This is a genomic window from Bartonella sp. AA16NXGY (assembly GCF_042197325.1).
Lineage (GTDB): Bacteria > Pseudomonadota > Alphaproteobacteria > Rhizobiales > Rhizobiaceae > Bartonella.
In genome coordinates, this window is sequence record NZ_JBHIRR010000005.1 from 1 (window position 1) to 23,949 (window position 23,949).

Below are 23,949 nucleotides of genomic sequence, written 5' to 3' on the forward strand. Positions count from 1 at the left end.
TCTTCCCATGATCAACGTGACCAATCGTACCAATATTAACATGCGGTTTTGTTCGTTCAAACTTGCTCTTCGCCATTTGAGCTCTCCATTTTCCGTCCAAGCCAAGGACTAAGTTAAAAATTAATTACCAACCTGAAATTACGCGTATTTCTTTTGAATCTCCAAAGCAACAGCTGAAGGCACAGGCTCGTAATGATCAAACTGCATTGTATACTGCGCACGCCCCTGACTCATAGAGCGAAGAGTATTCACATAACCAAACATATTTGCCAAAGGAACCATTGCATTCACAACCGTTGCAATGCCGCGCGCTTCAGTTCCTGAAATCTGCCCCCGACGAGAATTGAGATCACCAATAACATCACCAACATAATCATCTGGAGTAACAACTTCCACCTTCATGATCGGTTCAAGAAGCTGTGCACCAGCCTTCTTTGCCCCATCACGAAAAGCCGCACGAGCAGCAATCTCAAAAGCCAAAACCGAAGAATCAACATCGTGATAGCCACCATCAATGAGAGTCGCTTTTACACCAAGCATAGGAAAGCCCGCAAGAGGACCTGACCCCATAACACTCTCAATCCCTTTTTGGACACCGGGAATATATTCTTTAGGAACAGCACCACCAACAATCTTTGACTCAAAAATAAAGTCATCACCATCATGAGGCTCAAAAACAATTTTCACACGAGCAAATTGACCTGCACCACCCGATTGTTTCTTATGCGTATAATCAATTTCCGCCATTTTAGTAATTGACTCACGATAAGCAACTTGAGGCTGCCCAACATTTGCTTCAACCTTAAACTCACGCCGCATACGATCAACAATAATATCAAGATGAAGCTCACCCATTCCAGCTATAATAGTCTGACCAGATTCCTCATCCGATTTAACACGAAATGAAGGATCTTCGGCTGCTAGACGGTTAAGAGCAATACCCATTTTTTCTTGATCTGCTTTTGTCTTCGGTTCAATTGCAATCTCAATAACAGGCTCTGGAAATTCCATCCTCTCCAAAATAACAGGTTTCAAAGGATCACAAAGAGTATCCCCTGTTGTCGTCTCCTTAAGTCCTGCAAGAGCAACAATATCACCAGCAAATGCTTCTTCAATATCCTCACGAGAATTTGAATGCATTTGAAGCATACGCCCCAAACGCTCTTTTTTCTTTTTCACAGTATTCTCAAGAGAAATACCTTTCTGAACTTTACCTGAGTAAATACGACAGAACGTCAATGAACCAACAAAAGGATCATTCATAATTTTAAAAGCAAGCATAGATAACGGAGCATCATCAGAAGATTCGCGTGTCGTCTCAGCCTCAGTCTTTACATCAATACCCTTAATCGCCGGAATATCAATTGGAGAAGGAAGATAGGAAACAACAGCATCCAAAAGTGGCTGCACCCCCTTGTTTTTAAAAGCCGTACCACAAAGAACCGGATGAAACTGAACTTCTACTGTCCCCCTACGAATGAGAGAAACAAGCTGCTCGTTGGTTGGCATAACACCTTCCAAATAAGCCTCTGTCGCAGCTTCATCAACCTCCACAGCCATCTCAATCAATTTCTCGCGATATTCTTCAGCTTTCTCCTTTAAATCAGAGGGAATTTCACTTATCACTGCCGAGGCACCAATAGAACCATCCCACTTTAAAGCCTTCATTTCTACAAGATCAACAACACCTTCAAAGTCATTTTCAGCACCAATCGGCAACTGCAAAACAAGCGCTTTAGCACCTAACCGAGAACCAACCATCTCCACACTACGATAAAAGTCAGCTCCTATTTTGTCCATTTTATTAACAAAAACCATACGAGGCACGCGATACTTCTCAGCTTGCCGCCAAACAGTTTCCGTCTGAGGCTCCACACCAGCATTTGCATCCAACAAGGCTATTGCACCATCAAGAACACGCAAAGAGCGCTCAACTTCAATCGTAAAATCAACGTGCCCTGGCGTATCAATAATATTAAAGCGACGCTTCCGACCGTCCTGCCCTTCCCAAAACGTCGTTGTCGCAGCAGATGTAATCGTAATACCGCGCTCCTGCTCCTGCTCCATCCAATCCATTGTAGAAGCACCATCATGGGTCTCGCCAATTTTATGATTCTTACCGGTATAGAACAGAATACGTTCAGTCATCGTAGTCTTACCGGCATCAATATGCGCCATAATACCAAAATTACGATAATCTTCAATTTTATATTCGCGAGCCATTATATTTGCCTTAGTTTAAAACTTCTACCAGCGATAGTGAGAAAAAGCACGATTAGCTTCAGCCATACGATGAACATCTTCACGCTTTTTCACGGCAGAACCACGATTATTAGCCGCATCCATCAATTCACCAGATAAACGCTCAATCATCGTCGTTTCATTTCGACCACGTGCCGCCGCAATCAACCAACGAATAGCAAGAGCCTGACGACGATCAGGACGAACATCAATCGGAACTTGATAAGTAGCGCCACCAACACGGCGTGAACGAACCTCAATGTGAGGAGCAACATTCTCTAAAGCTCGATGAAATAGAGCCACAGGATCTGTTTTTACTCTTTTTTCTACAGAATCGAGCGCACCATAAACAATACGCTCTGCAACTGATTTTTTACCATCAAACATAATGGCATTCATAAATTTCATAATAACCAAATCACCAAATTTTGGATCTGGATTAATCTCACGCTTTTCTGCTCTATGACGACGGGACATTGGCTTTGTCTCTCAATATTATTTTGGACGCTTTGCGCCATACTTTGAACGACGCTGTTTACGATTCTTGACACCCTGCGTATCAAGCAAACCACGAATAATGTGATAACGAACTCCTGGCAAATCTTTCACACGACCACCACGAATCATTACAACAGAGTGCTCTTGAAGATTATGTCCCTCTCCAGGAATATAACCAATCACCTCGAATCCATTCGTCAAGCGAATTTTAGCAACTTTACGAAGAGCAGAATTAGGTTTCTTCGGTGTTGTCGTATAAACACGCGTACAAACACCACGCTTCTGCGGATTCGACTGCAGAGCAGGAACCTTATTACGTTTAACTGGCGCTACACGCGGCTTGCGAATCAACTGGTTTACGGTAGGCATGCAACCTTCCTCTTTTCGATCTACATTCGTCTCACCCAATCGGGCTTTTCTATTTTCATCTCTATCTACCCCAACAAAATCGGAGCAGATATCTAAGTCTACACACAAAATCGGGCACACCTGCAAAAAACAGTTTACCCGACCACAAGCAGAGAAGGCAATAGCCTTTTGCACTAGCATTTGCTTTTAATCTTCTTAACACCTGTGAATAATCCGGTTCATATCCAAAACACCTGATTACATTCACATCGGTTATGTCCATCTCTAATAGCGAGAACACGTACATTCGTCAAGAACTAAACAGCAGAAAGTTTTTAAAAATGAAAATAAATTAAATTTTAAAGCTTTAAATTTGCTTTTACCGCTACTCTTGATAAATCAATTTACCATAAGTAATATCCCTATAAATAAAAAAGTAGCGATATGACTGTAGTAAAACATAGCAGTAAATTGAATTGCATATTTGATATCTAATGATGAGCACCATGAAAATAGCAACGTGGAATATTGCTGGAATAAAAGCGCGACATGAAACATTATGTCAATGGCTGCAGCAAAGCCAACCGGACATAGTCTGTTTACAGGAAATTAAAAGTATTGATGAAAATTTTCCACGCGATACAATTGAAAATTTAGGTTACCATATAGAAACACACGGACAAAAAAGTTTTAATGGCGTTGCGATTCTCTCTAAAAAAACACCAGATGAAGTGATCCGTCGATTACCAGGCAATGATAATGATAAACAAACACGTTACATTGAAGCTGTTTATTCAACAAACAAAGGTGTTGTTCGTGTTGCATCTCTCTATTTGCCAAATGGGAATCCTATTGAGAGTGAAAAATATTCCTATAAGATAGAATGGATGGAAAGATTATATACACATGCAAAATCATTGCTTGCGTATGAAGAACCTCTTATTCTAGCAGGTGATTATAATGTCATCCCCACTCCATTAGATGCAAAAAAACCTCAAGAATGGTATCAAGATGCCTTATTTCTTGGAGAAACAAGAAAAGCATTCCAACGTATGCTTCATTTAGGTTTTTATGATGCTATCCGGAATGTCACCGATACTCCCTCCTTCAGTTTTTGGGATTTTCAGGCAGGTGCTTGGCCTAAGAATAATGGGATTCGCATTGATCATTTATTATTATCACCAGAAGCTGTTGATCAATTAATTTGCGCTCATAGCCAAACAGAAGTAAGGGGATATCAAAAACCATCCGACCACGTTCCTGTTTGGATTCACCTTAATATCAATTAAGAAAGTAAAATCCTCATTTCATGAGACAACAAAAAAATTCCACTCAAAATAATAACTATGCTACAGCATATAAACAGTATATCTTAAGCAAATAAAATAAAAATAAATGAATGGAGGACATAAATGAAGAAATCATTATTAATGCTTATTGCAGCAACGGCCATTGGATTCTCAAGTTTCGCGCATGCTGAACATGATACTCTTGAAAAAATAAAACGAACAGGGGAAATTACTTTAGGTGTCCGTGAATCATCTGGTTTAGCCTACGCCCTTGGTAATAATAAATATGTAGGTTTTCATACAGAAATGGCAGAACGGATCATTGATGATATCTCAAAAAAAATTGGTAAACCAATTAAAATTCATTATCTTCCCATCACTTCTCAAAATAGAATTCCTCTCTTAAAAAATAAAACCTATGATTTTGAGTGCGGCTCAACAACACATGATATTGCCCGCAGTAAAGAAGCAGCATTTGCTTATACGACATACATTGAAGAGGTTCGGATTGCTGTAAAGAAAAACTCTAACATTAAATCTCTTGAGGATTTAAATGGAAAAACAGTTGCAACGACCACCGGTACAACATCTGTTCAACTTATTCGTAAAAATAAACGTGCAAAAAACATTCAGTTTAAAGTTTTAAAGGGGAAAGATCACGGAGATAGTTTTTTATTATTAGAATCTGGTAAGGCAGATGCTTTTGTCATGGACGCTTCAATTCTTGCTGGACATATTGCTAAATCAAAGAATCCATCTGATTATGTCATTCTTGATACTGTACTTTCAGTCGAACCTATTGCCTGTATGCTCAGATTAAATGACAAAAAATTTGAACAAACAATCAACGATAGTATCGTACGTCAGATTAAAGATGAATCACTGGAAAAGCTTTATAATAAGTGGTTTATGAAACCGATCCCACCTGCTAACACTGTTATGAACCTTCCCTTATCAAAACAAACAAGATATGCTTGGGATCACCCAAATAATAAGCCTCGAGAAAGCTACGCAGAAAAAGATTTATAGAGTTTAATAAAGAAGAACCACACTCTTTTGAAATTGAGTGTGGTTTATATTTTAATTCACTTTTTAATAAATCTGGACTATGTAGATGCGCGTGGTTTATTGTCCTATTTGTGAATGACTAATTTGAGGGAATATCAATTAATGGACTTTTCTTTCCTTTGTAGAGATGACCTTACTCAAACATTGGTAACAGGATGCTTGGGAACTCCCGGCGTAAGTCATACCTATTTAGATACACTTCTCGATGGCTTAAAAAATACAATTATATTGTCTATCACTTCACTTATATTAGCTGTATTGTGTGGTGTTATTATAGGAACAATGCGCACTTTACCCAAAACATCCATAATCAATTATATATTTCGCACTATCGGTACTATTTGGGTAGAGATTATGCGTAATATTCCCCTCCTTGTACAAGTGTTTTTGTGGTATTTTGTTGTTCCGAAGATTTATCCACCAGCGATGAAATTTTCCCCCATTCTCTTAATAACATGCGCATTGGGATTCTTTACATCTGCACGCATTGCTGAACAGGTTCGTTCAGGCATTGAAGCGATTCCTTCTGGACAACGCTATGCTGCTATGGCAATGGGATTTACAACTTATCAAAGTTATCGCTATATTATACTACCACGTGCTATACGTGCAATTATGCCACCTCTTACTTCAGAAGCAATGGGGATTGTGAAAAATTCATCTATAGCATTCGCCGTTTCAATAAATGAGCTCATGCAATTTCAATACCAAACAATTGAAGAAGTAAGCCATGTTTACGAAAATTATTTGCTTGTTACGATCCTTTATATTCTAATAGCCTTATTCGTATTCATTGTGATGACAGTCATTGAACAAATACTCAAAATTCCTAATTTTCAAACAAAGGGAAATTGAATATGGTGAATTTCATAAGCTCTCAGTTTGGACTTTATTTTCCTTTCAATTTTTCCGACTTTGATTTTTCCTTTTTTACCTTTGATGTATTTCGTTCTTACATTTTATCAGGTTTACTCTTTAGCGTTTTTCTAACTCTTTTTGCAACGGTATTGGGGTTTGTTTTCGGCACACTTTTAGCAATGATGCGCCTTTCTTCCATAAAACTTCTTTCTTGGTTTGCAATCAGTTACATAACAGCTATGCGTTCAATACCACTTGTGATGGTTATCTTATGGTTTTTCGTGCTTCTGCCTTTTTTAACTGGTATATCCATTGGTGCAAATAAATCAGCACTCATTACCTTTACCGCATTTGAAACGGCTTATTTTGCTGAGATTATGCGTGCTGGAATCAATTCAGTTCCGCAAGGACAAAAATATGCAGGACAAGCTCTTGGAATGACATATTGGCAAAGTATGTACATTGTCATTCTTCCTCAAGCCTTTAGAGATATGCTTCCAGTCTTTTTAACACAAGTTATTATCCTTTTTCAGGATACAACCCTTGTTTATGCCATCAGTGGTCATAGCCTTTTGAATGGTTTTGATATTGCTGCTAATAATTTTGGTGTAAAGCAAGAAGCTTATATCTTAGCAGCTATTTTCTATTTTGTTATCTGTTTTACACTGTCACAAATAGTTTTGTATTTACAAAAAAAAGTATCCATTATTCGCTAACAGGAAAAAAAATGTCTACTCATATGATCGAAATAAAAAATGTTTCTAATTGGTATGGCGAAATTAAAGTCCTTAAAAACTGTACAACCAACATTAATAAAGGAGAAGTCGTTGTCGTTTGTGGTCCATCAGGCTCAGGAAAGTCAACACTCATTAAAACTATTAACGCTCTCGTCCCTTTTCAAAAAGGTGAAATTTGGATTAATGGAATACCAGTTCATTCAAAAAAAACGAATCTGCCTAAATTGCGAAGTCAGGTAGGAATGGTGTTTCAACACTTCGAGCTTTTCCCCCATTTATCTGTCACAGAAAATTTGACAATTGCACAAATCAAAGTCCTAAAACGAAGCAAAAAAGAAGCACTTGAACGTGGATTGTTATATCTTGAACGCGTTGGACTCATTGAACACAAAGATAAATATCCTGGTCAACTTTCTGGAGGGCAACAACAACGTGTTGCTATTGCACGTGCCTTAACTATGGATCCACTTGTCATGCTTTTTGATGAACCAACATCTGCTCTAGATCCTGAAATGGTAGGTGAAGTACTCGATGTCATGATTAGCTTAGCAGAAGAAGGTATGACGATGATTTGTGTAACCCATGAAATGGGATTTGCACAAAAAGTATCGGAGCGTGTTATTTTCATAGATCAAGGAACAATTCTTGAAGACTGCTCATCTAAAGAGTTCTTTTCTGATCCGCAAGCAAGAAAACCGAGAACGCAAGAATTTTTGTCTAAAATCCTAAGTCACTAGCCGTTAGATTATCAAAAAAAGCTATCTTTACTATGAACTTGTATACAAGAAAACAGAGTTTAATATAAGATGAGAGAATGTAAAAATATTACAATCAGATGTTTAAAAACTGTTATTCTTTAAAATCTCAACAACCAGTGAAATTGCTGTACGTCTCTCAGATTCATTACAAAGAGCAAAAGCCTCTTCTTGCAAAGGGTGAATCCAATTTTCGTCTTTTACGTTAGCTTTTTATAGGCAGCAGTTAACATTGCTGCCCCACGGACAATTTTTCCTTCTTTAAGCAGTATATTTCCAAGCATTGCTTGGGCAGAAGGATTTTCTTTTTTTGCTGAAAGTTGAAACCATCGTGCTGCTTGTATAAGATTTTTCTCCCTTCCCTCTCCCTTTAAAAATATTTTTCCTAAATGATACTGAGCTTTAGGATTTCCATAGTTTACCGCAGCCTGCATATAAAGATGAGAAGCATAAGAAGGATCAGGTTTCACAGGTGATTGAGGAATACCTTTTTTTATGTATCCGGCAAGTTTAATCAATGCATCAGAAACATAACTTTCATCCTCTGAACCAAGATCAGCACCTTTTTCAACAATATATGCAAAAAAATTATATGCCTTATAATCATTTTTAGGGACACCATCACCGTTTGCATAGATAGAGCCAAGTTTCCAATTCGCACCAATATAGCCTCTCTTAGCAGCACAACGTAATGCTGCAATAGCCTGAGTTATATGCCCATTTTTATAAACAGACATGCCACGTTTTAAAAAATAAAACGAACCATCATTCGCTTCTTGCAAGCTATTGACATCTATTACATAAACAGTCGAAAAGAATCCCTCTAAAATCACAACAATCGTGACTTTTTTCCATATCTGAAACCTATTAACCATTCCCCCTACCTCAATTTTAATGATTATATCTGTTACAAATTTCTTTGTAGATATTTAAACTCTTTTTCTTAGTAAGAAGCATACGCAATTTTAAAGTAAAAATTTTAAAAGAAAAAACAAATAGATAAAAACCATCCAATAGGATTTATCGATCTTAAAATTTTATACGTATGAGCAAAAATCGTTCAATAGAATAACGTGCATTAAACAGCAACTTGAGAACGAAGAGAATACATGATGAATGGTAAACGTTTGAGTATAAAAAACAATACGAAAGATGGATAAATATAATGATGATAGTTAACTTATAACTTCACGACTGCCTTACCACCTTAAAGATGAAGTTTTTTGCCTCCGTCAATCTATAAACAATACAGCTTTTTGTTTAACGGATTGCACCTAACATCATTTCACATGGGGTTACTTCATACTTTACACACAAGTTCTACCTCAGAATACTCACCACTACATACAAAAATACCACATGTGTAATTTTACATGCCTTATATTGCTACTCTAAATGATGATATTTTACAGAAATAAAACAAGATATTGATTTATAATGATACTTTACCATTTTGCATGTTGAATGAGGACCTCGAATATCGTAAGATTCTCTCATTCCAAACCTGTTCCATGTTAAATCAATCAAAACCATCCGCTTGCACATTACAAGTAGAGAGAGCTATGTGGATAAAAACTCTGTGTAAGAAAGAACTAAAAATGCCTCTTACGAACGGTTTGAGCTAAGGGTTGTCCGGATATTGGACAGAATGGTGCCCCCAGCGCTTGTTACTTCACAAGCATAAAGAAGGGAAGCTCAATAGATTTACCGTTATACCATTCATGATCTACGTCGTGGAATAGGCTTGGATGCCTTAAAAGATGTCTCTTTAATGATAAACATAAAACAATGGATTTCAGTAGAGATTTTATGATCGTTCATGAAAAACTAACAAAAGAAAAAGTTTCCTTTTAAAGAAGATCTATACTAGCCCTACTGGTATGCAATTATCTATCAAAAAAATAAAAAGTTGAAATCAATCTAACCGCTCTAAAGCAACAAATATTTTTTTCTGCGCTGCACGCAGTTCTACAACCCTGTTCCGCTCACGCTCAACAATTTCTGCTTTTGCATTTGCTATAAATTTGGGATTGTTTAACTTAAGCGATATTTTTTCAATATCTTGTTCAATTTTACTGACATCCTTCCTCAAACGAACACGTTCAGCCTCCAAATCAATCAACTGTCCTAATGGTAAACAAAAAACAGCCTCTCCCAAAATCATTTGTGCTGATATTTCCGGAACTTTATCAGAGAAATCAATAACTTCAATACGCGCTAATTTTTTTAGAAGTGCATCATAACGCTTCACACGCTCTCGCGTTACTTCCCCTCCTTCAACAACAACAAGAGGTGCTTGTGTCGCCACTGGAATATTCATTTCAAAACGTACAGACCGAATCCCTGTGACGACATCAATAAGCCAATTAATATCATCAGCAGCTTCTTCATCTATCAATGTTTCCTCTGGCCATTTTGTCAATGCGAGCATATCCTCACGCTTGATGGCTTGCGTTTCTGTAAGATACCACAACTCTTCCGTCATATAAGGCATAAAAGGATGAAGAAGTTTATAAACTTCATCTAAAACCCAAGCAGTACAAGCTTGAGCCTCATTTTTAGCATCTTCATTTTCCCCCTGAAAAATAGGTTTGAGAAGCTCCAAATACCAATCACATAATGTATTCCAAATGAAACGGTAAAGAGTGGCAGCTGACTCATTAAATTTATAGTGTTCAATACCAGTCGTAACTGCTGAAATTGTTTTAGATAACTCTGTTAAAATCCAACGATTAAGCGCCAGTTTTGCTTGTTCTGGTTTAAAAGCTGGATCATGCTTCACACCATTCATCTGTGCAAATCGGGTAGCATTCCACAATTTCGTAGCAAAATTACGATAACCAGCAATACGGGAAACATCAAGTTTTACATCACGACCTTGTGCTGCCATAATAGCTAAAGTAAATCGAAGTGCATCAGCACTATATTGATCAATAAGCTCTAAGGGATCAATAATATTTCCCTTTGATTTTGACATCTTTGCACCCTTTTGATCCCGTACAAGAGCATGCACATAAACCGTTGGGAAAGGAACGTCACCCATAAAGTGAAGTCCCATCATCATCATACGAGCAACCCAGAAAAAAATAATATCAAATCCTGTCACAGATAAAGATGTTGGGTAAAAAGTAGATAATTCAGTCGTTTTATTTGGCCATCCTAATGTTGAAAAAGGCCAAAGAGCTGATGAAAACCAAGTATCTAAAACATCCGGATCACGGATTAATTCAACAACCTCACCATAATGAGCAAAAGCTGAATCTAAAGCCTCTTTTTCACTTTTTTCAACAAAAACCGTTCCATCAGGACCATACCAAGCAGGAATCTGATGTCCCCACCATAATTGGCGAGAAATGCACCAAGGTTGAATATTTTCCATCCAATTGAAGTACGTCTTTTTCCAGTTATCTGGAACGAACTGCGTTTTGCCTTGTTGAACAGCCTCTATCGCTGGCTTTGCTAATTCAGCAGCATGAACATACCATTGATCTGTCAAAAAAGGCTCAATAGGGACACCACTGCGATCTCCATGAGGAACCATATGGGTATGATCATCAACAGAAGCTAAATATCCCTGTTCTTCCATCAAAGAAACAATCTTCTGGCGAGCAACAAAACGATCAGATTTATCGAGATTTTCTACTAACATTTTTAATTCATCTGATAAAATCAAACCATCGAAAAATGCTTCATTTTCACGAAGAAAAATCTCGGCTTGCTGGGTAAAAATATTGATCAAGCGTAAATGATTACGCTGTCCTACTTCAAAGTCATTAAAGTCATGAGCCGGTGTGATTTTTACAGCACCACTTCCAGCCTCAGGATCAGCATGGCTATCACCAACAATTAATAACCTACGACCAACAAGCGGCAAAAGAGCATTTTTACCGATAAGATTTTTATAACGCTCATCTTCAGGATTAACAGCAATTCCTGTATCACCAAGCATTGTTTCTGGTCGTGTTGTCGCCACTGTTATATAAGTTGTCGCATCATTTGGATCAAAAATTTTACCTTCAAGTGGATATCTAAAGTGCCACAAATGTCCTTGAACTTCTTTTTGCTCAACTTCAAGATCTGAAATAGCTGTCAACAATTTAGGATCCCAATTGACGAGGCGCTTATCCCTATATATCAACCCTTGCTTATAAAGCGTGACAAAGACTTCACGAACCGCCTGCGACAACCCCTCATCCATTGTAAACCGCTCACGCGACCAATCACATGAAACCCCAAGGCGACGCAACTGGTTTGCAATAACGCCTCCAGTTTCATAACGCCATTCCCAAATACGCTCAATAAACTTTTCTCTCCCCATTTCTTGACGCGTTGGCTCTTGACGTTCTGCAAGTTGACGTTCCACAACCATTTGCGTAGCAATCCCAGCATGATCCATACCAGGCTGCCACAACACATTTTTGCCACGCATCCGCTGAAATCTAACTATTATATCTTGAATTGTCGTATTGAGCGCATGCCCCATATGAAGTGAGCCTGTAACATTAGGAGGTGGAAGCATAACGCAAAAAGGTTCTGCATCGCTTTTAGAACCAGCTCCCGCTTTAAAAGCCCCACGAGTCTCCCATCTCTTTGCAACCCGTTGCTCTATAGAGGAAGCATCATAGTTTTTTTCTAACATTCTATCCATCCATAACGCCGCTGAAAAACACAATATATGATCAAAACCTGATCAGAATCTCGTGAATCTCAGCCATTCACTAGAGAGCTCGCAAAATCGCAAACAAAATCCCCATAAAATGAAAAACATAAAAATAATTAAGACGATTTTTTAATCGCCTTCACAATCTCTTCACGCAAAATATCTTCCAGCAAAATAGGCAATTTAGACTGTAACCATTCTGCTATAGCCGGACGCAACACATCCTTTGCAATCTTTTCTGCAGAAGAAATACAATATGCAGACAATTCCACATGACCATCCCTTCCTGCGTCTGACTGTGATTTCCTTATCTCATCTTCATATTCTTTTGCTTTATAAACAGAATTCCGTTCTTCAGAAGAAAGCTTCATCTTTTGCATATCCATACCAACTGTATTATTTTCTGCCTCTATATCCTCTTTTTCTTGCGTTATCTTCCCCCCTTGATTTTCAGAAGAAAGACCAATACGATCAGCTAAAGCTTTCATAGCATCATCAACCGATAAGGTTGTATCATAAATACCCTCGGATGCAACTTCTGAAGCATTCACTGCAACATCTTCATTTAAAAAGTGATCAGATTGAACCGCATTTTCTTCGATTATTTCACGAATAGATGTTAAAATTTCATCCATACTTGGCTCACGTAACACGCTTGAACTCTGTACCATACTTTACAACCTCTCAAAGACGCAACAACAAATAGAATCATATTTTCAGTGTATGCAAAAGAATTATAAGATCAACATGCCTCCTACGATATTTTCAAATATGCTTGTCATAAAGAGGGCGCTACACACAGTTTTCTACACTTAGTAAAAATAATATCTCGCCGCAATATCTTTCAACATATTCAACTGTTGATTTACTAATCTTTTAAAAACTAAAATAATTTAATAAGATTCAAAGAGATACTTTTATGTATTATCGGATATATTTAATTGTTTTTAAACCTAAATAACTTGCAGTCAATTTACCAATAGAAGATTGAACACTATAGCTCGCCACAACAGCATTACGCTCTGCCATTGCAAGCGCAATCTGAGCATTAATCAATAGAGTACGAGAATTTAAAACATCCAGCGTCGTTGCTTGCCCTACGCGATTTTCTTGAACACGACCTTTCAGAGCAATTTCAGCAGCACGAACACTTTCACGGTAAGCAACAACAGATGAGCGTGCGCCCTCCAACTGAAACCAAGCAGAAGTAAGTGCTTGTCGCGTATTACTATGCGCCAAATCGAGTTGAAGCTGCGCCTGTCCAAGCTGTTCCCTTGATTGGCGAATTTGCGCAGACGTACGCCCTCCTTCAAAGATTGGGACACTTACTGACAACCCTATCGATTTAGAAACGCCATCTTCTCCAACCCCGCTGTAGATTCGATTATAAGATGCAGTTGCAGAAAAATCAACTTTAGGGAGCAATGCCCCTTCTTTCGCCTTTACATTATAAACACTCGCATCGACTAAATATTTAGCATAAAGGATTGCTGGATGCATCACAACGCTCATTTGGTAAGCCATATCAAGGTTGACGGGAAAATCTTTGGCTACAGGTGGGCGTTTTAACTTTTCAGGATCAGAACCAATAACTTGTCGATACACTGCCTCTGCTGCTTTTACATCAGAACGAGCAAGACTCAGCTCTGAAACCGCCACGGAACGTGCAGCTTGAGCTTGAGCAAGATCAACATGCCCTCCTTCACCCACATCAAATTTTGCTTTATTTGAACGAACTTGTTCCTCAAGAGCTGCCAAATTTTCTCTCCGAAGATCGGCAACACGACGTGCGTGATAGACATTAGCATAAGCGGTCACCGCCTCCAGAAACGTATTTTGTTCAACATTACGAAGATATTCACGCTGGGCCTGCAACTTAACTTGAGCTGAAGAAAAGATATTTTGCGTGATAAAACCATCAAATAATCTTTGATTTAATCTCACTCCTATAGATCCAGAAGTGACATAAGGACCTGTAAAAGACTTATTGCGCCCATAGTTCCCAACCCCCTCAACCTGTGGCAATAGCCCCGATCGCGCAATGACAACATCATCACTGGATATACGCACAGCTGCACGTTCACTATTCAACTTAGCATTATATTTATAAGCCTTAGAAAAGGCATCCATCAATGTTTCAGCACAAACAGCCTCTGATAGAAAAACACTCAACACCAGCAATAAACACGCCTGAAACTTCTTGTTTACTCTAAACATAATACACACAATAACAAACCCCAAATAAATTACAAAATTATCTTTTATTCACAAAACAAACAAGCACTAAAACACAAAACCAGGTGTTTTGAAAAAACAAGGAAGAGGCTTTACAGCGAGGTTAAAAGCACGACGAGCCGAGATGATCCCATCTTCTTTTATATAGATTTGTGCAACAGCAGCATTTCCATGCCCTTCAACCACAACAAGACGTCCACAGTCTTTCATTTGATCAAAGATACCTTGAGGAATAAAATCAACAGATCCCTCAATGAAAATCACGTCATAAGGTCCCTCAACGGCATATCCTTTCTCTAATGGACCATGAACGACAACCACATTATCACATTGATTCCGTTCTAAAGCTTCAAGAGCACGTTCAAAGAGAGATTTATCACTTTCCAGCGCAATCACAGACCCTGCAAGTTTTGCAAGCAACGCTGCACAATAACCACTATTTGCACCAATATCTAAAACAACATCTGATGATTTTACAGCGGCAAGCTGTAGTAATTTCGCTAGAGACGCAGGTTTCATCAAATAGCGTGCAGGAACCCCATCTTGCTCTGGACATAGAACAATATCAGTATCAAGATAACTTAACACTTTCATATCTTCCGATACAAAATCTTCACGAGATACCGTTAAAAAGGCTTCAAGAACTGATAAATCCGTTACATCGACTGTACGAATTTGATTGTCAACCATTTTGCGACGAAGCTCAGCAAAATCTGCAACCATAACGAATATTTTCTCCTAACCTACAAAAAACAAACAAAACAGCGACAATAAGGGATAAAGATCTCTTAAACTATGGGCGTTACAAAAAAGGATACTACAGTCAACAATTAGATTTTAACTGTATAATCTCTCATACAAAAGTGTCTTCACAAGAATAGAGGGAAATAATCTATTTTCCTATACCTCATCTCCCTTAAAAGCCGTTTCGTTTAAAATCGGCTGGAGGCCTCGCCCGGAATCGAACCGGGATACAAGGATTTGCAGTCCTCTGCGTAACCATTCCGCCACGAGGCCTCGTCAACAAACATAAAGGTTTCAATAAGGGAAGGCAACGCATCCGTCAAGGTGTAGAAATATTCTCTCGCCTTTTTTCCTCTTATTACACAATTTATCATATTTTTTTAAAAAAAGTAATTTTATCCTTTGCAAATCAGTATTGCTTTGCTATAGCCTTTTCAACGAGATGATTGGGCACCATTCCCCGGTAGCTCAGCGGTAGAGCAACCGGCTGTTAACCGGTTGGTCGCTGGTTCGAATCCGGCCCGGGGAGCCACTTTTCTTTTATTCCACGTAGTTTATTGTTTTTTCTAAAGTTTTTAGACATGAGGGATTCGTTAATAAAAGTAATGGAATAGGATTTTTGCAATAAAGTAGAAACGCAATATCCTACGGGATGTGTTTTTTGCAATGAACGCAAAAAGCGATTGATTCATTTTAAATACTTTTTTCAAACTACCGCGCCTTTATAAGAGGACACAGCAATTATTTGCACATTATAAATTACGATTTCTTTCATCAGAGATGAGTTATTAAGCTCCATCAGCAATGAATCGGTCTCATATATTTTTTTCCAAAGAAAGAATGATTTCTACTTAATAAAGGAGTTAAACTTAAAAACCTGCTCATGAAGCAATCATTTTGAAAAATGGAAGAAACAATAATCAAGGTCATATATTATCTCCATACACCCCACATAACCCCCTCCCCATCCTAAAAGCAAAAAAACATAAAACAAGTCTGTAAACACTCCGACGTCTTATCTAACAGGTTATTTCTCCTACTAACCACTTCAACGCTTTACAAACAACCTTGCCTTGTTCACCACACTGTCATAAAACATTTAATACATAAAATCTTATAGGCTTTATATCCCCCAAATACTTTATATCCCACAAATAATAGTTTTACAGTAAAAACCAAAATAACGAGCTAAATTGTTAAGAATCCTGAGAAAGCCTTCAGAAATCATGACATTCTCGCTATTGTATTATGCAGTCACATGCTTTTTTAAAGAGATATCTCTTAAATCCGCCAAGACTCTTTCACAATGACACCCCCGTAAATGGTATAAAATGAAATCGATTGATCAGCCCCATCTTTATTTATAATAAAAGCCATACCATCGTACTATTTTCCAACTCTCAATCTCAGCAATCCCCCATTGCCTTGGAAAGAGTTTATAAAAATTATTTTATTTATTTTTCAAATGATTATCTATATGACAACTTCACACATAACGTGCAAGCGAATACTTTTGATTGATCCGCATAAATAACTTCAAAATGAAAAAAATACGATATAATGAATTATTCAATATATAAAACAATGAGTTATTATTAGACATCAATTTTTAAAATTAAAAGTTATCATTAAAGATAAAACACATCCTTTATAAAAATAGTTTTATATAAATAAAATCTACTTTTATTCCCATTTAAAAAAATAGGAATAAAGCAAATAAATAATTGCCTCTACAATAAAGATTTTTAATAAATCCAAAAAGTTAGAAGTTTTCATTTCTAAAAAATGAAAACCTCTAAAGGATCTTCTTACTTTGACAAGAGTATTTTATAGCTCTTTTCAATTGAGAATAAATCAACAAAAGTAAAAAATCTCCAGTACATGATCTTTTTTCAAGACTTTATCTAAGCAGCCCTCTTAACTGATTTTCGAAAACGAAGAGGCTTTGCACGCTTTACTACTGTTTTTGCTTTTTTATGCCTCTCATTTTGAGGTGAAGAATTCTTCCGCTGCAACTGTGCGGTATCATCTTTTCGACCTAAAAACTGTTTTTGACGTTTAGATTTTTTAAAACGGCGTTCCTTATCGTTTTCTTTTTCTTTACTTTCTCGTACAATTGGCTTTTCTGGAAACGCTGCAAATTGTTCTGGAACAGCCTCAGCCACCAATTTCATACGAATCAAGCGCTCTATAGCACACAGGCGAGACCTTTCTACCTTCTCATCAAAAAGCGTAAGTGCTACACCAGATGCGCCATTACGTCCTGTACGACCAATACGATGTACATAACTTTCAGCTTCATCTGGTAAGTCGTAATTAATAACGTGGCTTATCCCTGGTATATCAATACCGCGTGCAGCAATATCTGTTGCCACTAGGATCTGCACAGATCTTTCACGAAAAGCTTTTAAAGCAGACTGGCGAGCACCTTGTGATTTATTTCCATGAATTGTTGCGACTAAATATCCTACCTTTTCTAAACTACGTGTGACAGCATCTGCCCCATGTTTAGTTCGAGTAAAAACAATAACCGAATCAAAAGCTGGATTTGTCAAAAGTTTACTTAAAACATTCTTTTTTTCATTCGTAGGAACACAATATAATTTTTGGCAAATCTCTACAGCCGTAGTACCTTGAGGAACAACTTCAATTTTAACCGGATCATTGAGTAAACATTTTGCAAGCACAGCAATTTCCCTCGGCATTGTTGCAGAAAAGAGTGCTGTCTGACGTTCTTGATGCAAAAGCTTTGCAATTTGCTTAACATCATGAATAAAACCCATATCCAACATACGATCTGCTTCATCCAAAATCAAAAAACGAGATTGGGAAAGATCAACACACTTTTCACGAACAAGATCTCTCAAACGCCCTGGAGTCGCTATCAAAACATCCACACCTGCTTCCATACGTTTAATTTGTTTTAAACGTGATACGCCCCCAAAAATAAGACATGTTGAAAGATGTGCTCCTTTCGCCGCAGTGCAAATCGTTTCATCAATCTGAACAGCAAGTTCACGCGTTGGAGCTAAAATCAAAGCGCGTGCAGTTTTAGGGCAGCGTTTATCACCTAAAGCCAAAATCTGACTTAAAATAGGCAAACTAAATGCCAAGGTTTTTCCAGAACCTGTCTGAGCAACACCTAAAATATCGTGTCCTTTCAACATAACTGGAATAGCTTGTTCTTGTATAGGTTTAGGTTTACTCATCCCAGCAATGAGTAAATTTTTAATCAAAAGAGTAGGCAAACCTAACTTTGTAAAAACATTTTCTTCTTTTATAGGCAAAATAAAATCTTTCCTTAGCTGAAGAACTCAAAAGAAGTAACCATCTGAACTCTCCACTCAAGAATCCGCGCAAGAGAAATCCCTGACATTTTAAATGAAGCAACGCCTAAAAAGCGGCTTGCGCAACTCATGAACACCTTGAAATCAAGATAAAGGCGTATAAACTTCACTTTACAAAAAGCCAACAAACCAGCCTAAATGCCTTCATCTCTATTATCTTTGGATTATGATAAAAAAGCAAGAACTTTACGAAATACATTTATCATGAATAAAAACAATATTTAGATCGTTTACTTTTTGATGATTGTGTCCATCGGTAAATGTACCTTGATAAAATCAGGATAAATCTCGAGAAAAACTGGATTTTGTAAAGTTTTTTGACCGCCATAAATTAAATACCATTGTGTTTTATCAAAAATCGCCAAAGTTTTATATTGAATGATGCGATCTTTCATCTCAAGAACTGTTGGAATTAAAGCATACAAAGTACCGTTATCAGTTTGTAAATACTCTATATTTTCTTTATCTAAATAATAAGCACCAGAAGGCACCCCCTCAAATTTCTTATGCAACTGTTGAAGAAAATCACTACGTAAAGCACTCTCTGTTGTATTCAATCGATGTGCCATCTCTTTATAAAGCCGCTCAGGCATATAACGAGAAATGGGCATAAAATCCCCATTTTTTATAGCATTATTGACATCAACAACGACTCTTGAAAGTTCATCTTTTTGTACTATTGTTGGCTGAGATGCTAAACTCTGTTGATTAACAATCAAAAAGAAAAATAGACTCAGCACCGAATAAAAAATAGGTTTCATCATTATACTTCTTGTTTTAGTAAAATTTCAGTTTCTCAAATAACAAAATCAAATAACGTTTGATCATCAGTAATATCACGATAACGCCAACCTAACGCTTGAAATTTTTCCTCTAAAAGACAAAAATTACCGTATTTTTTTGTTTCAATCGCAACCAATACAGAACCAAAGTTTCTCGCTGACTTTTTAAGATATTCAAAACGTACGATATCATCATCTGGTGATAATGTGGAAAGAAAATGACGCAATGCACCAGGATGTTGCGGAAAACTAAAAATAAAATATTTTCTCAACCCTTGGAAACGTAAAGAACGCTCTTTAATTTCTGGCAAACGCTCAAAATCAAAATTACCTCCTGAAATAACGAGAAGAATTTTTTTCCCCTTTAACTCTTGAGGAGGAATACTGTTAAGCGCATCAATCGATAAAGCACCAGCCGGTTCAAGAACCACACCTTCAACATTAAGCATTTCAACCATCGTAGAACAAACGCGGTTTTCAGGAACCGTAATGACAGAATCAGGGGGAAATTGCTTTAGAATTGTATAGTTTAGAGCACCAATTTCAGCCACAGCAGCACCATCTACAAAAGTGTCAATGCTTTCAAGCTTGACGCGTTTTCCACTCTCCAAACAAGCAAGCAAACTTGCAGCTCTTTGCGGCTCAACAAAACGAAGCTTTGTTTTCCAACCATATTCATGTAAAAACTTGCTCACTCCACTTGCCAAACCACCACCCCCTACCGGCACAATCATCAAATCTGGCTCACTTTCTCCATTGAGTTTTTTCCATTGTAAAGCTGCTTCACAAAGCACTGTTGCCTGCCCTGTAATAATGCGAATATCATCGAAAGGTGGAGCCATTACACCACCGCTCTCTACGACAAAGGATTGCGCAGCTTCATAACATTGATCAAATGTTTCACCAACCAAACGAATATCAATGAATTCTTTACCAAAAATACGTGTTTTTTCAATTTTTTGTTGTGGCGTTGTCATAGGCATGAAAATCACGCCTTTACGTTTAAAATAACGACAAACAAAAGAAACCCCTTGCGCGTGATTCCCCGCTGAAGCACAAACAAATGCAGAATCTGGTGATATACAGCTAAGCATTTCTGAAACAAAATTGAAAGCACCACGAATCTTATAAGACCGCACCGGTGTTAAATCTTCACGCTTTAAATAAATTTCTGCATCATACTTTTGACTAAGAAAATCATTTCTTTGAAGTGGTGTTTCAGCAAACACGTGATGCAATCCCACCATAGCTTTTGTGACGTCTTGAATAAATTGACTCATAACACTAATCATTTCATACTTTATTTACATTATAAAAGCTTTTTCTATCGATAAAGGAAACTATTGTCAGTCAAAATTTCACTAAAAAATGAAAAATGTTTCTTTTGTCATTAATTCTTGATTCAATAAAAGATATAGCTTATGAGAGAAATCACATCGCGGACGTGATGAAAACGGTAAACATAGCAGACTTAAAATCTGCCGGTCGAAGACCTTGCGGGTTCAAGTCCCGCCGTCCGCACCAGATTATCTTAATCTCTCTTATTTTCCAATGATTTATTAAAAATCAAAAAAAATTAAAGCACCTTCTAAACCACCTTTCGTAACTTTATTATAACGCTATAAGACGGCACCGCGGTGGTACTAAAATACGAATCATTGCTGCTTTTTGAGATACCTTTTTAGCACTTTGACCTCCTCCTCGTCTTTATAGGATGGAGAGGCAATCAATATTGCTAATTTGGGATTGACTTATACTCTTCATGACTCTTGTAAAACGACGCAAAAGCTCAGAAAAGAGATAGATGCAAAAGACAAAATAATAGATAAAGAAGCTGAAATAATACGTGCACAAAAAGATGTGATTCAAAAACAAGAAGAGTTAATTCGAAAATCAACTGCTTCTAAGATTATTTTTCCTCGAATGGCAGTAAAAAATTGGCCCAAAAGTAGTTTCAAGTACTTTCTCACGACCATTTTTTCAAAACAGGCAATCACAACACGCTCTGTCATAGCGCACATATAAATACGCAACAGCCTTCATGGGGGAAGATGATCATCAATACACAAACCGTTCTCTACCTTGATCTAGATCTAAGACAGGCTGGGCGATTTCTCGTGTAGACAGCAGTATAACAAGTGGCACTTGTCAATTTTGAATTTTTTCGTTTTCAAGGCGATAGTAGGCGCTATTTGCGTTTTCAGCAATGGCTTACAAAAATGAAGATCACAACAGATAAAGTCAATGCCTCACAAGAAAAGATGATTAAGACGGTGTGTGCAAAAGAATACAATCCAAAAGATGACAACGAAGCAAATGCTTTAGCAATTTTATATTTAGTTAAAGAAGGGAATGCGCATGTCTAATGCAATGCCATGGATAAGATTCCTTTTGAATGACTGGAACAGTGAGATAGATGGAATGACATGAGAACAAAGGGGCATTTATATAACGCTTTTCATTCGCATATATGACAAAAAAGCACCAATTAAAACAGATTTTGAAATGCTTGCCCGCGCTTGCAATTGCTCGCAAAAAAGTTTGCAACTATTGTCGAATATCTCATGAAGAATGGTAAATTTCTTGAGAAAGATAATGGTTTGTCGAATACGCGCATTGAAGAAGAGCTAAAAGATTTTACTGATAAAAAAGCGCCCATATCGCAAATTCATAGTGAGGCTGGAAAAAAGGTGTACAATAAAAAACGCTATAAAAAACATTTTAATGATTTTGCTGAAGCAAACGCTAAGCAAAATCAAGCTATAAAGAACCAGAATAAGAATATATATAAACTAAAACTATCATTTTAGCAAAAAAAACTGCTTCTGAAAATTTAGAAACAAACGAACAGGTTGACGAACTAACATAGGTTGCTGCTGTTGAGACCACATCAGAGCAAATCGAAATGGGTGTAGAAAACCAACCTTCCATTCACGAGCAAGAGAACATTACGAAAAAAGCTAAACGGGTTAGAAATGACAGTGGCTGTCGTACCCCTGATGATTTCGAACCTGTTTATGATTTCGCAATCGAAGAGGGATTGCCTCCAGAGCGTATCAAAGCCGAAATGGCAAAATTTCGAGATTTTTGGAAAGCTAGAACAGGCAAAGATGCACGCAAAACGGATTGGAAAGCAATGTGGCGCAACTGGGTGCAAAAAGCTATCGAGGATTTAGAGAACGGAAAAAACTATGGAAATCACTCTCAAAGGCAAAAAAGTGTAGATGAACGCATCTCAGACAGTATCCTTGATATCGGGCCTCGAGGTCACTTTGAAACACATTCACGAGATGATAACTCTGGAGTTTCCTTTAGTTTTGAAAAGTGGCAAGCATTGACACAACAGCAGGAAGCGATTGCCTTAGAAGCGTGTGATCAACTTCACGAATTGTTTTCAATAAAAGTGAGTAAAGAGGACATAACCAAGGCAATTCGGATGCTTTCGGTGTGGTTTAAAAATTTCGCAACAGACAGATCATGAAGGTATGGCGCTTACCTATGGAATGGTTTTGGAAAGTGTTTCTGCGTGGTCACTCATAAAAACGGTTAAACGGATTTTATGCGATGAGTTAGAAGGTTTATCGGATACGTTTTTTCCAAGCACTCGTGAGTTAGTAAGATTATGTCGTGATTTGAAAAATAGTCTTTTGACGAAAGCCAATCTTGTACACTAGGCTGTTTTGAACACCCGTGAAAAAAGGCTGAAAGAAAAGGCAATGAGAGAGAATTCAAGACCACTCACGTTGGTTGAAAAGCAAGTGAAAAACACTGCAAATTAGCAAACTAATGAAAATTGCTGATCGTTTTGTGATTGGATGTGCATTTAAATCGACAAAATGGCACCGTACAGAGTGATTTAAAGATTTTATGATAAAAAACCTATCTTATAAAACGCTCTGTACGGTCAAATTTGAGGCAAATAGACAAATTTGTAAAATTAGGATTAAAGTATGTTCATTTTAAAACATCTATTCTTAAAAAACCGTAAACAACCCATGCGAAAGAGGTTTGTTGCAACGGCAGTGGGTATGCCCCATGGGGGATGGGACAGAGGAGTATTTTTACAACCTCTACGAATACGAAGACGGCACAAGAGAGTGTGAAAAGTTTGATGGTGGTCAGTATTACAAAACACCTAAGAATGCGGATTTTAGTACCAAAGCGCAAGTAAAAGCATGGGTTTACGGTGGTGATATTCCGAAAAGCATTCTCAATTACGAACCTCTTATAGACGAGATCAACAGAGAGATCAAAAAATTATCGAAAACCGCAAGAAATAAATATGTTTACAGATAAGCAGCTAAGAGCCTTGTTTGGTATTATAACTTTTATATTTTTATGTTTTTCAGAAATTAAAAAAATATTGACTTTATTCAGAGTATATTGC

Annotated in this window: 18 protein-coding genes, 3 tRNA genes and 4 pseudogenes; 12 read left to right on the forward strand and 13 right to left on the reverse strand. The window is 37.4% G+C overall.

The window, feature by feature from the left end; genetic code table 11:
• The 4 genes and pseudogenes from ACFINK_RS04095 to rpsL form a co-directional block, all read right to left on the reverse strand.
• A pseudogene (locus tag ACFINK_RS04095) lies at nt 1–76 on the reverse strand (GTP-binding protein); the annotation flags it as partial.
• A 62-nt stretch (nt 77–138) separates the two neighbouring features.
• Nucleotides 139–2,223 (reverse strand): elongation factor G, encoded by a 2,085-nt coding sequence (fusA, locus tag ACFINK_RS04100; RefSeq protein WP_375607436.1) that lies wholly within the window; start codon nt 2,221–2,223, stop codon nt 139–141.
• A gap of 24 nt (nt 2,224–2,247) precedes the next feature.
• Nucleotides 2,248–2,718, reverse strand: a complete 471-nt coding sequence (gene rpsG, locus ACFINK_RS04105) for a 30S ribosomal protein S7 (RefSeq protein ID WP_015856589.1) — start codon at nt 2,716–2,718, stop codon at nt 2,248–2,250.
• Nucleotides 2,719–2,736: 18 nt separating this feature from the next.
• Nucleotides 2,737–3,108, reverse strand: a complete 372-nt coding sequence (gene rpsL / locus ACFINK_RS04110; protein ID WP_005773262.1) for a 30S ribosomal protein S12 — start codon at nt 3,106–3,108, stop codon at nt 2,737–2,739.
• A 485-nt stretch (nt 3,109–3,593) separates the two neighbouring features.
• Between rpsL and xth the strand changes: the two genes are divergently transcribed.
• The 5 genes from xth (at nt 3,594) to ACFINK_RS04135 (ending at nt 7,776) form a co-directional block, all read left to right on the forward strand.
• Nucleotides 3,594–4,376: an exodeoxyribonuclease III gene (gene xth / locus ACFINK_RS04115; protein WP_375638315.1), complete on the forward strand. Its 783-nt coding sequence runs from the start codon at nt 3,594–3,596 to the stop codon at nt 4,374–4,376.
• A 123-nt stretch (nt 4,377–4,499) separates the two neighbouring features.
• Nucleotides 4,500–5,405, forward strand: coding sequence for a transporter substrate-binding domain-containing protein (locus ACFINK_RS04120; protein WP_375621442.1), 906 nt, complete (start codon nt 4,500–4,502; stop codon nt 5,403–5,405).
• Nucleotides 5,406–5,546: 141 nt separating this feature from the next.
• On the forward strand, nt 5,547–6,299 hold the full coding sequence (locus ACFINK_RS04125) for an amino acid ABC transporter permease (RefSeq protein ID WP_375612442.1): 753 nt from the start codon (nt 5,547–5,549) through the stop codon (nt 6,297–6,299).
• Between the two features lie 2 nt (nt 6,300–6,301).
• Nucleotides 6,302–7,018 (forward strand): amino acid ABC transporter permease, encoded by a 717-nt coding sequence (locus ACFINK_RS04130; protein WP_375612443.1) that lies wholly within the window; start codon nt 6,302–6,304, stop codon nt 7,016–7,018.
• Nucleotides 7,019–7,029: 11 nt separating this feature from the next.
• A complete protein-coding gene (locus ACFINK_RS04135; RefSeq protein ID WP_273791447.1) occupies nt 7,030–7,776 on the forward strand; it encodes an amino acid ABC transporter ATP-binding protein in 747 nt (248 codons plus the stop codon).
• A gap of 102 nt (nt 7,777–7,878) precedes the next feature.
• On the opposite strand, the pseudogene ACFINK_RS04140 reads toward ACFINK_RS04135, so the two are convergent.
• The 6 genes and pseudogenes from ACFINK_RS04140 to ACFINK_RS04165 form a co-directional block, all read right to left on the reverse strand.
• Nucleotides 7,879–8,669 (reverse strand): annotated as a pseudogene (locus tag ACFINK_RS04140) (tetratricopeptide repeat protein).
• Nucleotides 8,670–9,709: 1,040 nt separating this feature from the next.
• Nucleotides 9,710–12,433 carry a valine--tRNA ligase gene (locus tag ACFINK_RS04145; RefSeq protein WP_375638316.1) on the reverse strand — a complete coding sequence of 908 codons (2,724 nt, stop codon included), beginning with the start codon at nt 12,431–12,433 and terminating at the stop codon, nt 9,710–9,712.
• A 137-nt stretch (nt 12,434–12,570) separates the two neighbouring features.
• Nucleotides 12,571–13,125, reverse strand: coding sequence for a DUF2497 domain-containing protein (locus ACFINK_RS04150; protein WP_375612445.1), 555 nt, complete (start codon nt 13,123–13,125; stop codon nt 12,571–12,573).
• A 253-nt stretch (nt 13,126–13,378) separates the two neighbouring features.
• Nucleotides 13,379–14,671, reverse strand: a complete 1,293-nt coding sequence (locus ACFINK_RS04155; RefSeq protein ID WP_375613721.1) for a TolC family outer membrane protein — start codon at nt 14,669–14,671, stop codon at nt 13,379–13,381.
• A gap of 66 nt (nt 14,672–14,737) precedes the next feature.
• Complete coding sequence (locus tag ACFINK_RS04160; RefSeq protein ID WP_375613722.1) at nt 14,738–15,412, reverse strand: protein-L-isoaspartate O-methyltransferase family protein; 675 nt, start codon at nt 15,410–15,412, stop codon at nt 14,738–14,740.
• Between the two features lie 220 nt (nt 15,413–15,632).
• Nucleotides 15,633–15,706: transfer RNA gene (locus ACFINK_RS04165), tRNA-Cys, on the reverse strand.
• 184 nt (nt 15,707–15,890) lie between these two features.
• Here ACFINK_RS04165 and ACFINK_RS04170 point away from each other — a divergent pair.
• A tRNA-Asn gene (locus tag ACFINK_RS04170) sits at nt 15,891–15,965 on the forward strand.
• A gap of 1,372 nt (nt 15,966–17,337) precedes the next feature.
• Here the strand turns inward: ACFINK_RS04170 and ACFINK_RS04175 are convergent.
• The 3 genes from ACFINK_RS04175 to ilvA all read right to left on the reverse strand — a co-directional run bounded on the left by ACFINK_RS04175 (nt 17,338) and on the right by ilvA (nt 20,854).
• Entirely contained in the window at nt 17,338–18,720 is a 1,383-nt protein-coding gene (locus ACFINK_RS04175) for a DEAD/DEAH box helicase (protein ID WP_375638317.1), read from the reverse strand.
• Between the two features lie 290 nt (nt 18,721–19,010).
• On the reverse strand, nt 19,011–19,541 hold the full coding sequence (locus tag ACFINK_RS04180; protein WP_375638347.1) for a hypothetical protein: 531 nt from the start codon (nt 19,539–19,541) through the stop codon (nt 19,011–19,013).
• 35 nt (nt 19,542–19,576) lie between these two features.
• A complete protein-coding gene (gene ilvA, locus ACFINK_RS04185) occupies nt 19,577–20,854 on the reverse strand; it encodes a threonine ammonia-lyase IlvA (protein WP_375612449.1) in 1,278 nt (425 codons plus the stop codon).
• A 146-nt stretch (nt 20,855–21,000) separates the two neighbouring features.
• Between ilvA and ACFINK_RS04190 the strand changes: the two genes are divergently transcribed.
• From ACFINK_RS04190 to ACFINK_RS04215, 6 genes and pseudogenes are all read left to right on the forward strand, one after another.
• Nucleotides 21,001–21,086 (forward strand) — tRNA-Leu (locus tag ACFINK_RS04190).
• 527 nt (nt 21,087–21,613) lie between these two features.
• Nucleotides 21,614–21,928: pseudogene (locus tag ACFINK_RS04195) on the forward strand (hypothetical protein).
• Between the two features lie 198 nt (nt 21,929–22,126).
• Nucleotides 22,127–22,372 carry a hypothetical protein gene (locus ACFINK_RS04200; protein ID WP_375613727.1) on the forward strand — a complete coding sequence of 82 codons (246 nt, stop codon included), beginning with the start codon at nt 22,127–22,129 and terminating at the stop codon, nt 22,370–22,372.
• Between the two features lie 95 nt (nt 22,373–22,467).
• Nucleotides 22,468–23,043 carry a hypothetical protein gene (locus ACFINK_RS04205; RefSeq protein WP_375638318.1) on the forward strand — a complete coding sequence of 192 codons (576 nt, stop codon included), beginning with the start codon at nt 22,468–22,470 and terminating at the stop codon, nt 23,041–23,043.
• A gap of 4 nt (nt 23,044–23,047) precedes the next feature.
• Nucleotides 23,048–23,236, forward strand: a complete 189-nt coding sequence (locus ACFINK_RS04210) for a hypothetical protein (protein WP_375613729.1) — start codon at nt 23,048–23,050, stop codon at nt 23,234–23,236.
• Between the two features lie 276 nt (nt 23,237–23,512).
• Nucleotides 23,513–23,858 (forward strand): annotated as a pseudogene (locus tag ACFINK_RS04215) (hypothetical protein).
• Nucleotides 23,859–23,949: the final 91 nt, after the last annotated feature.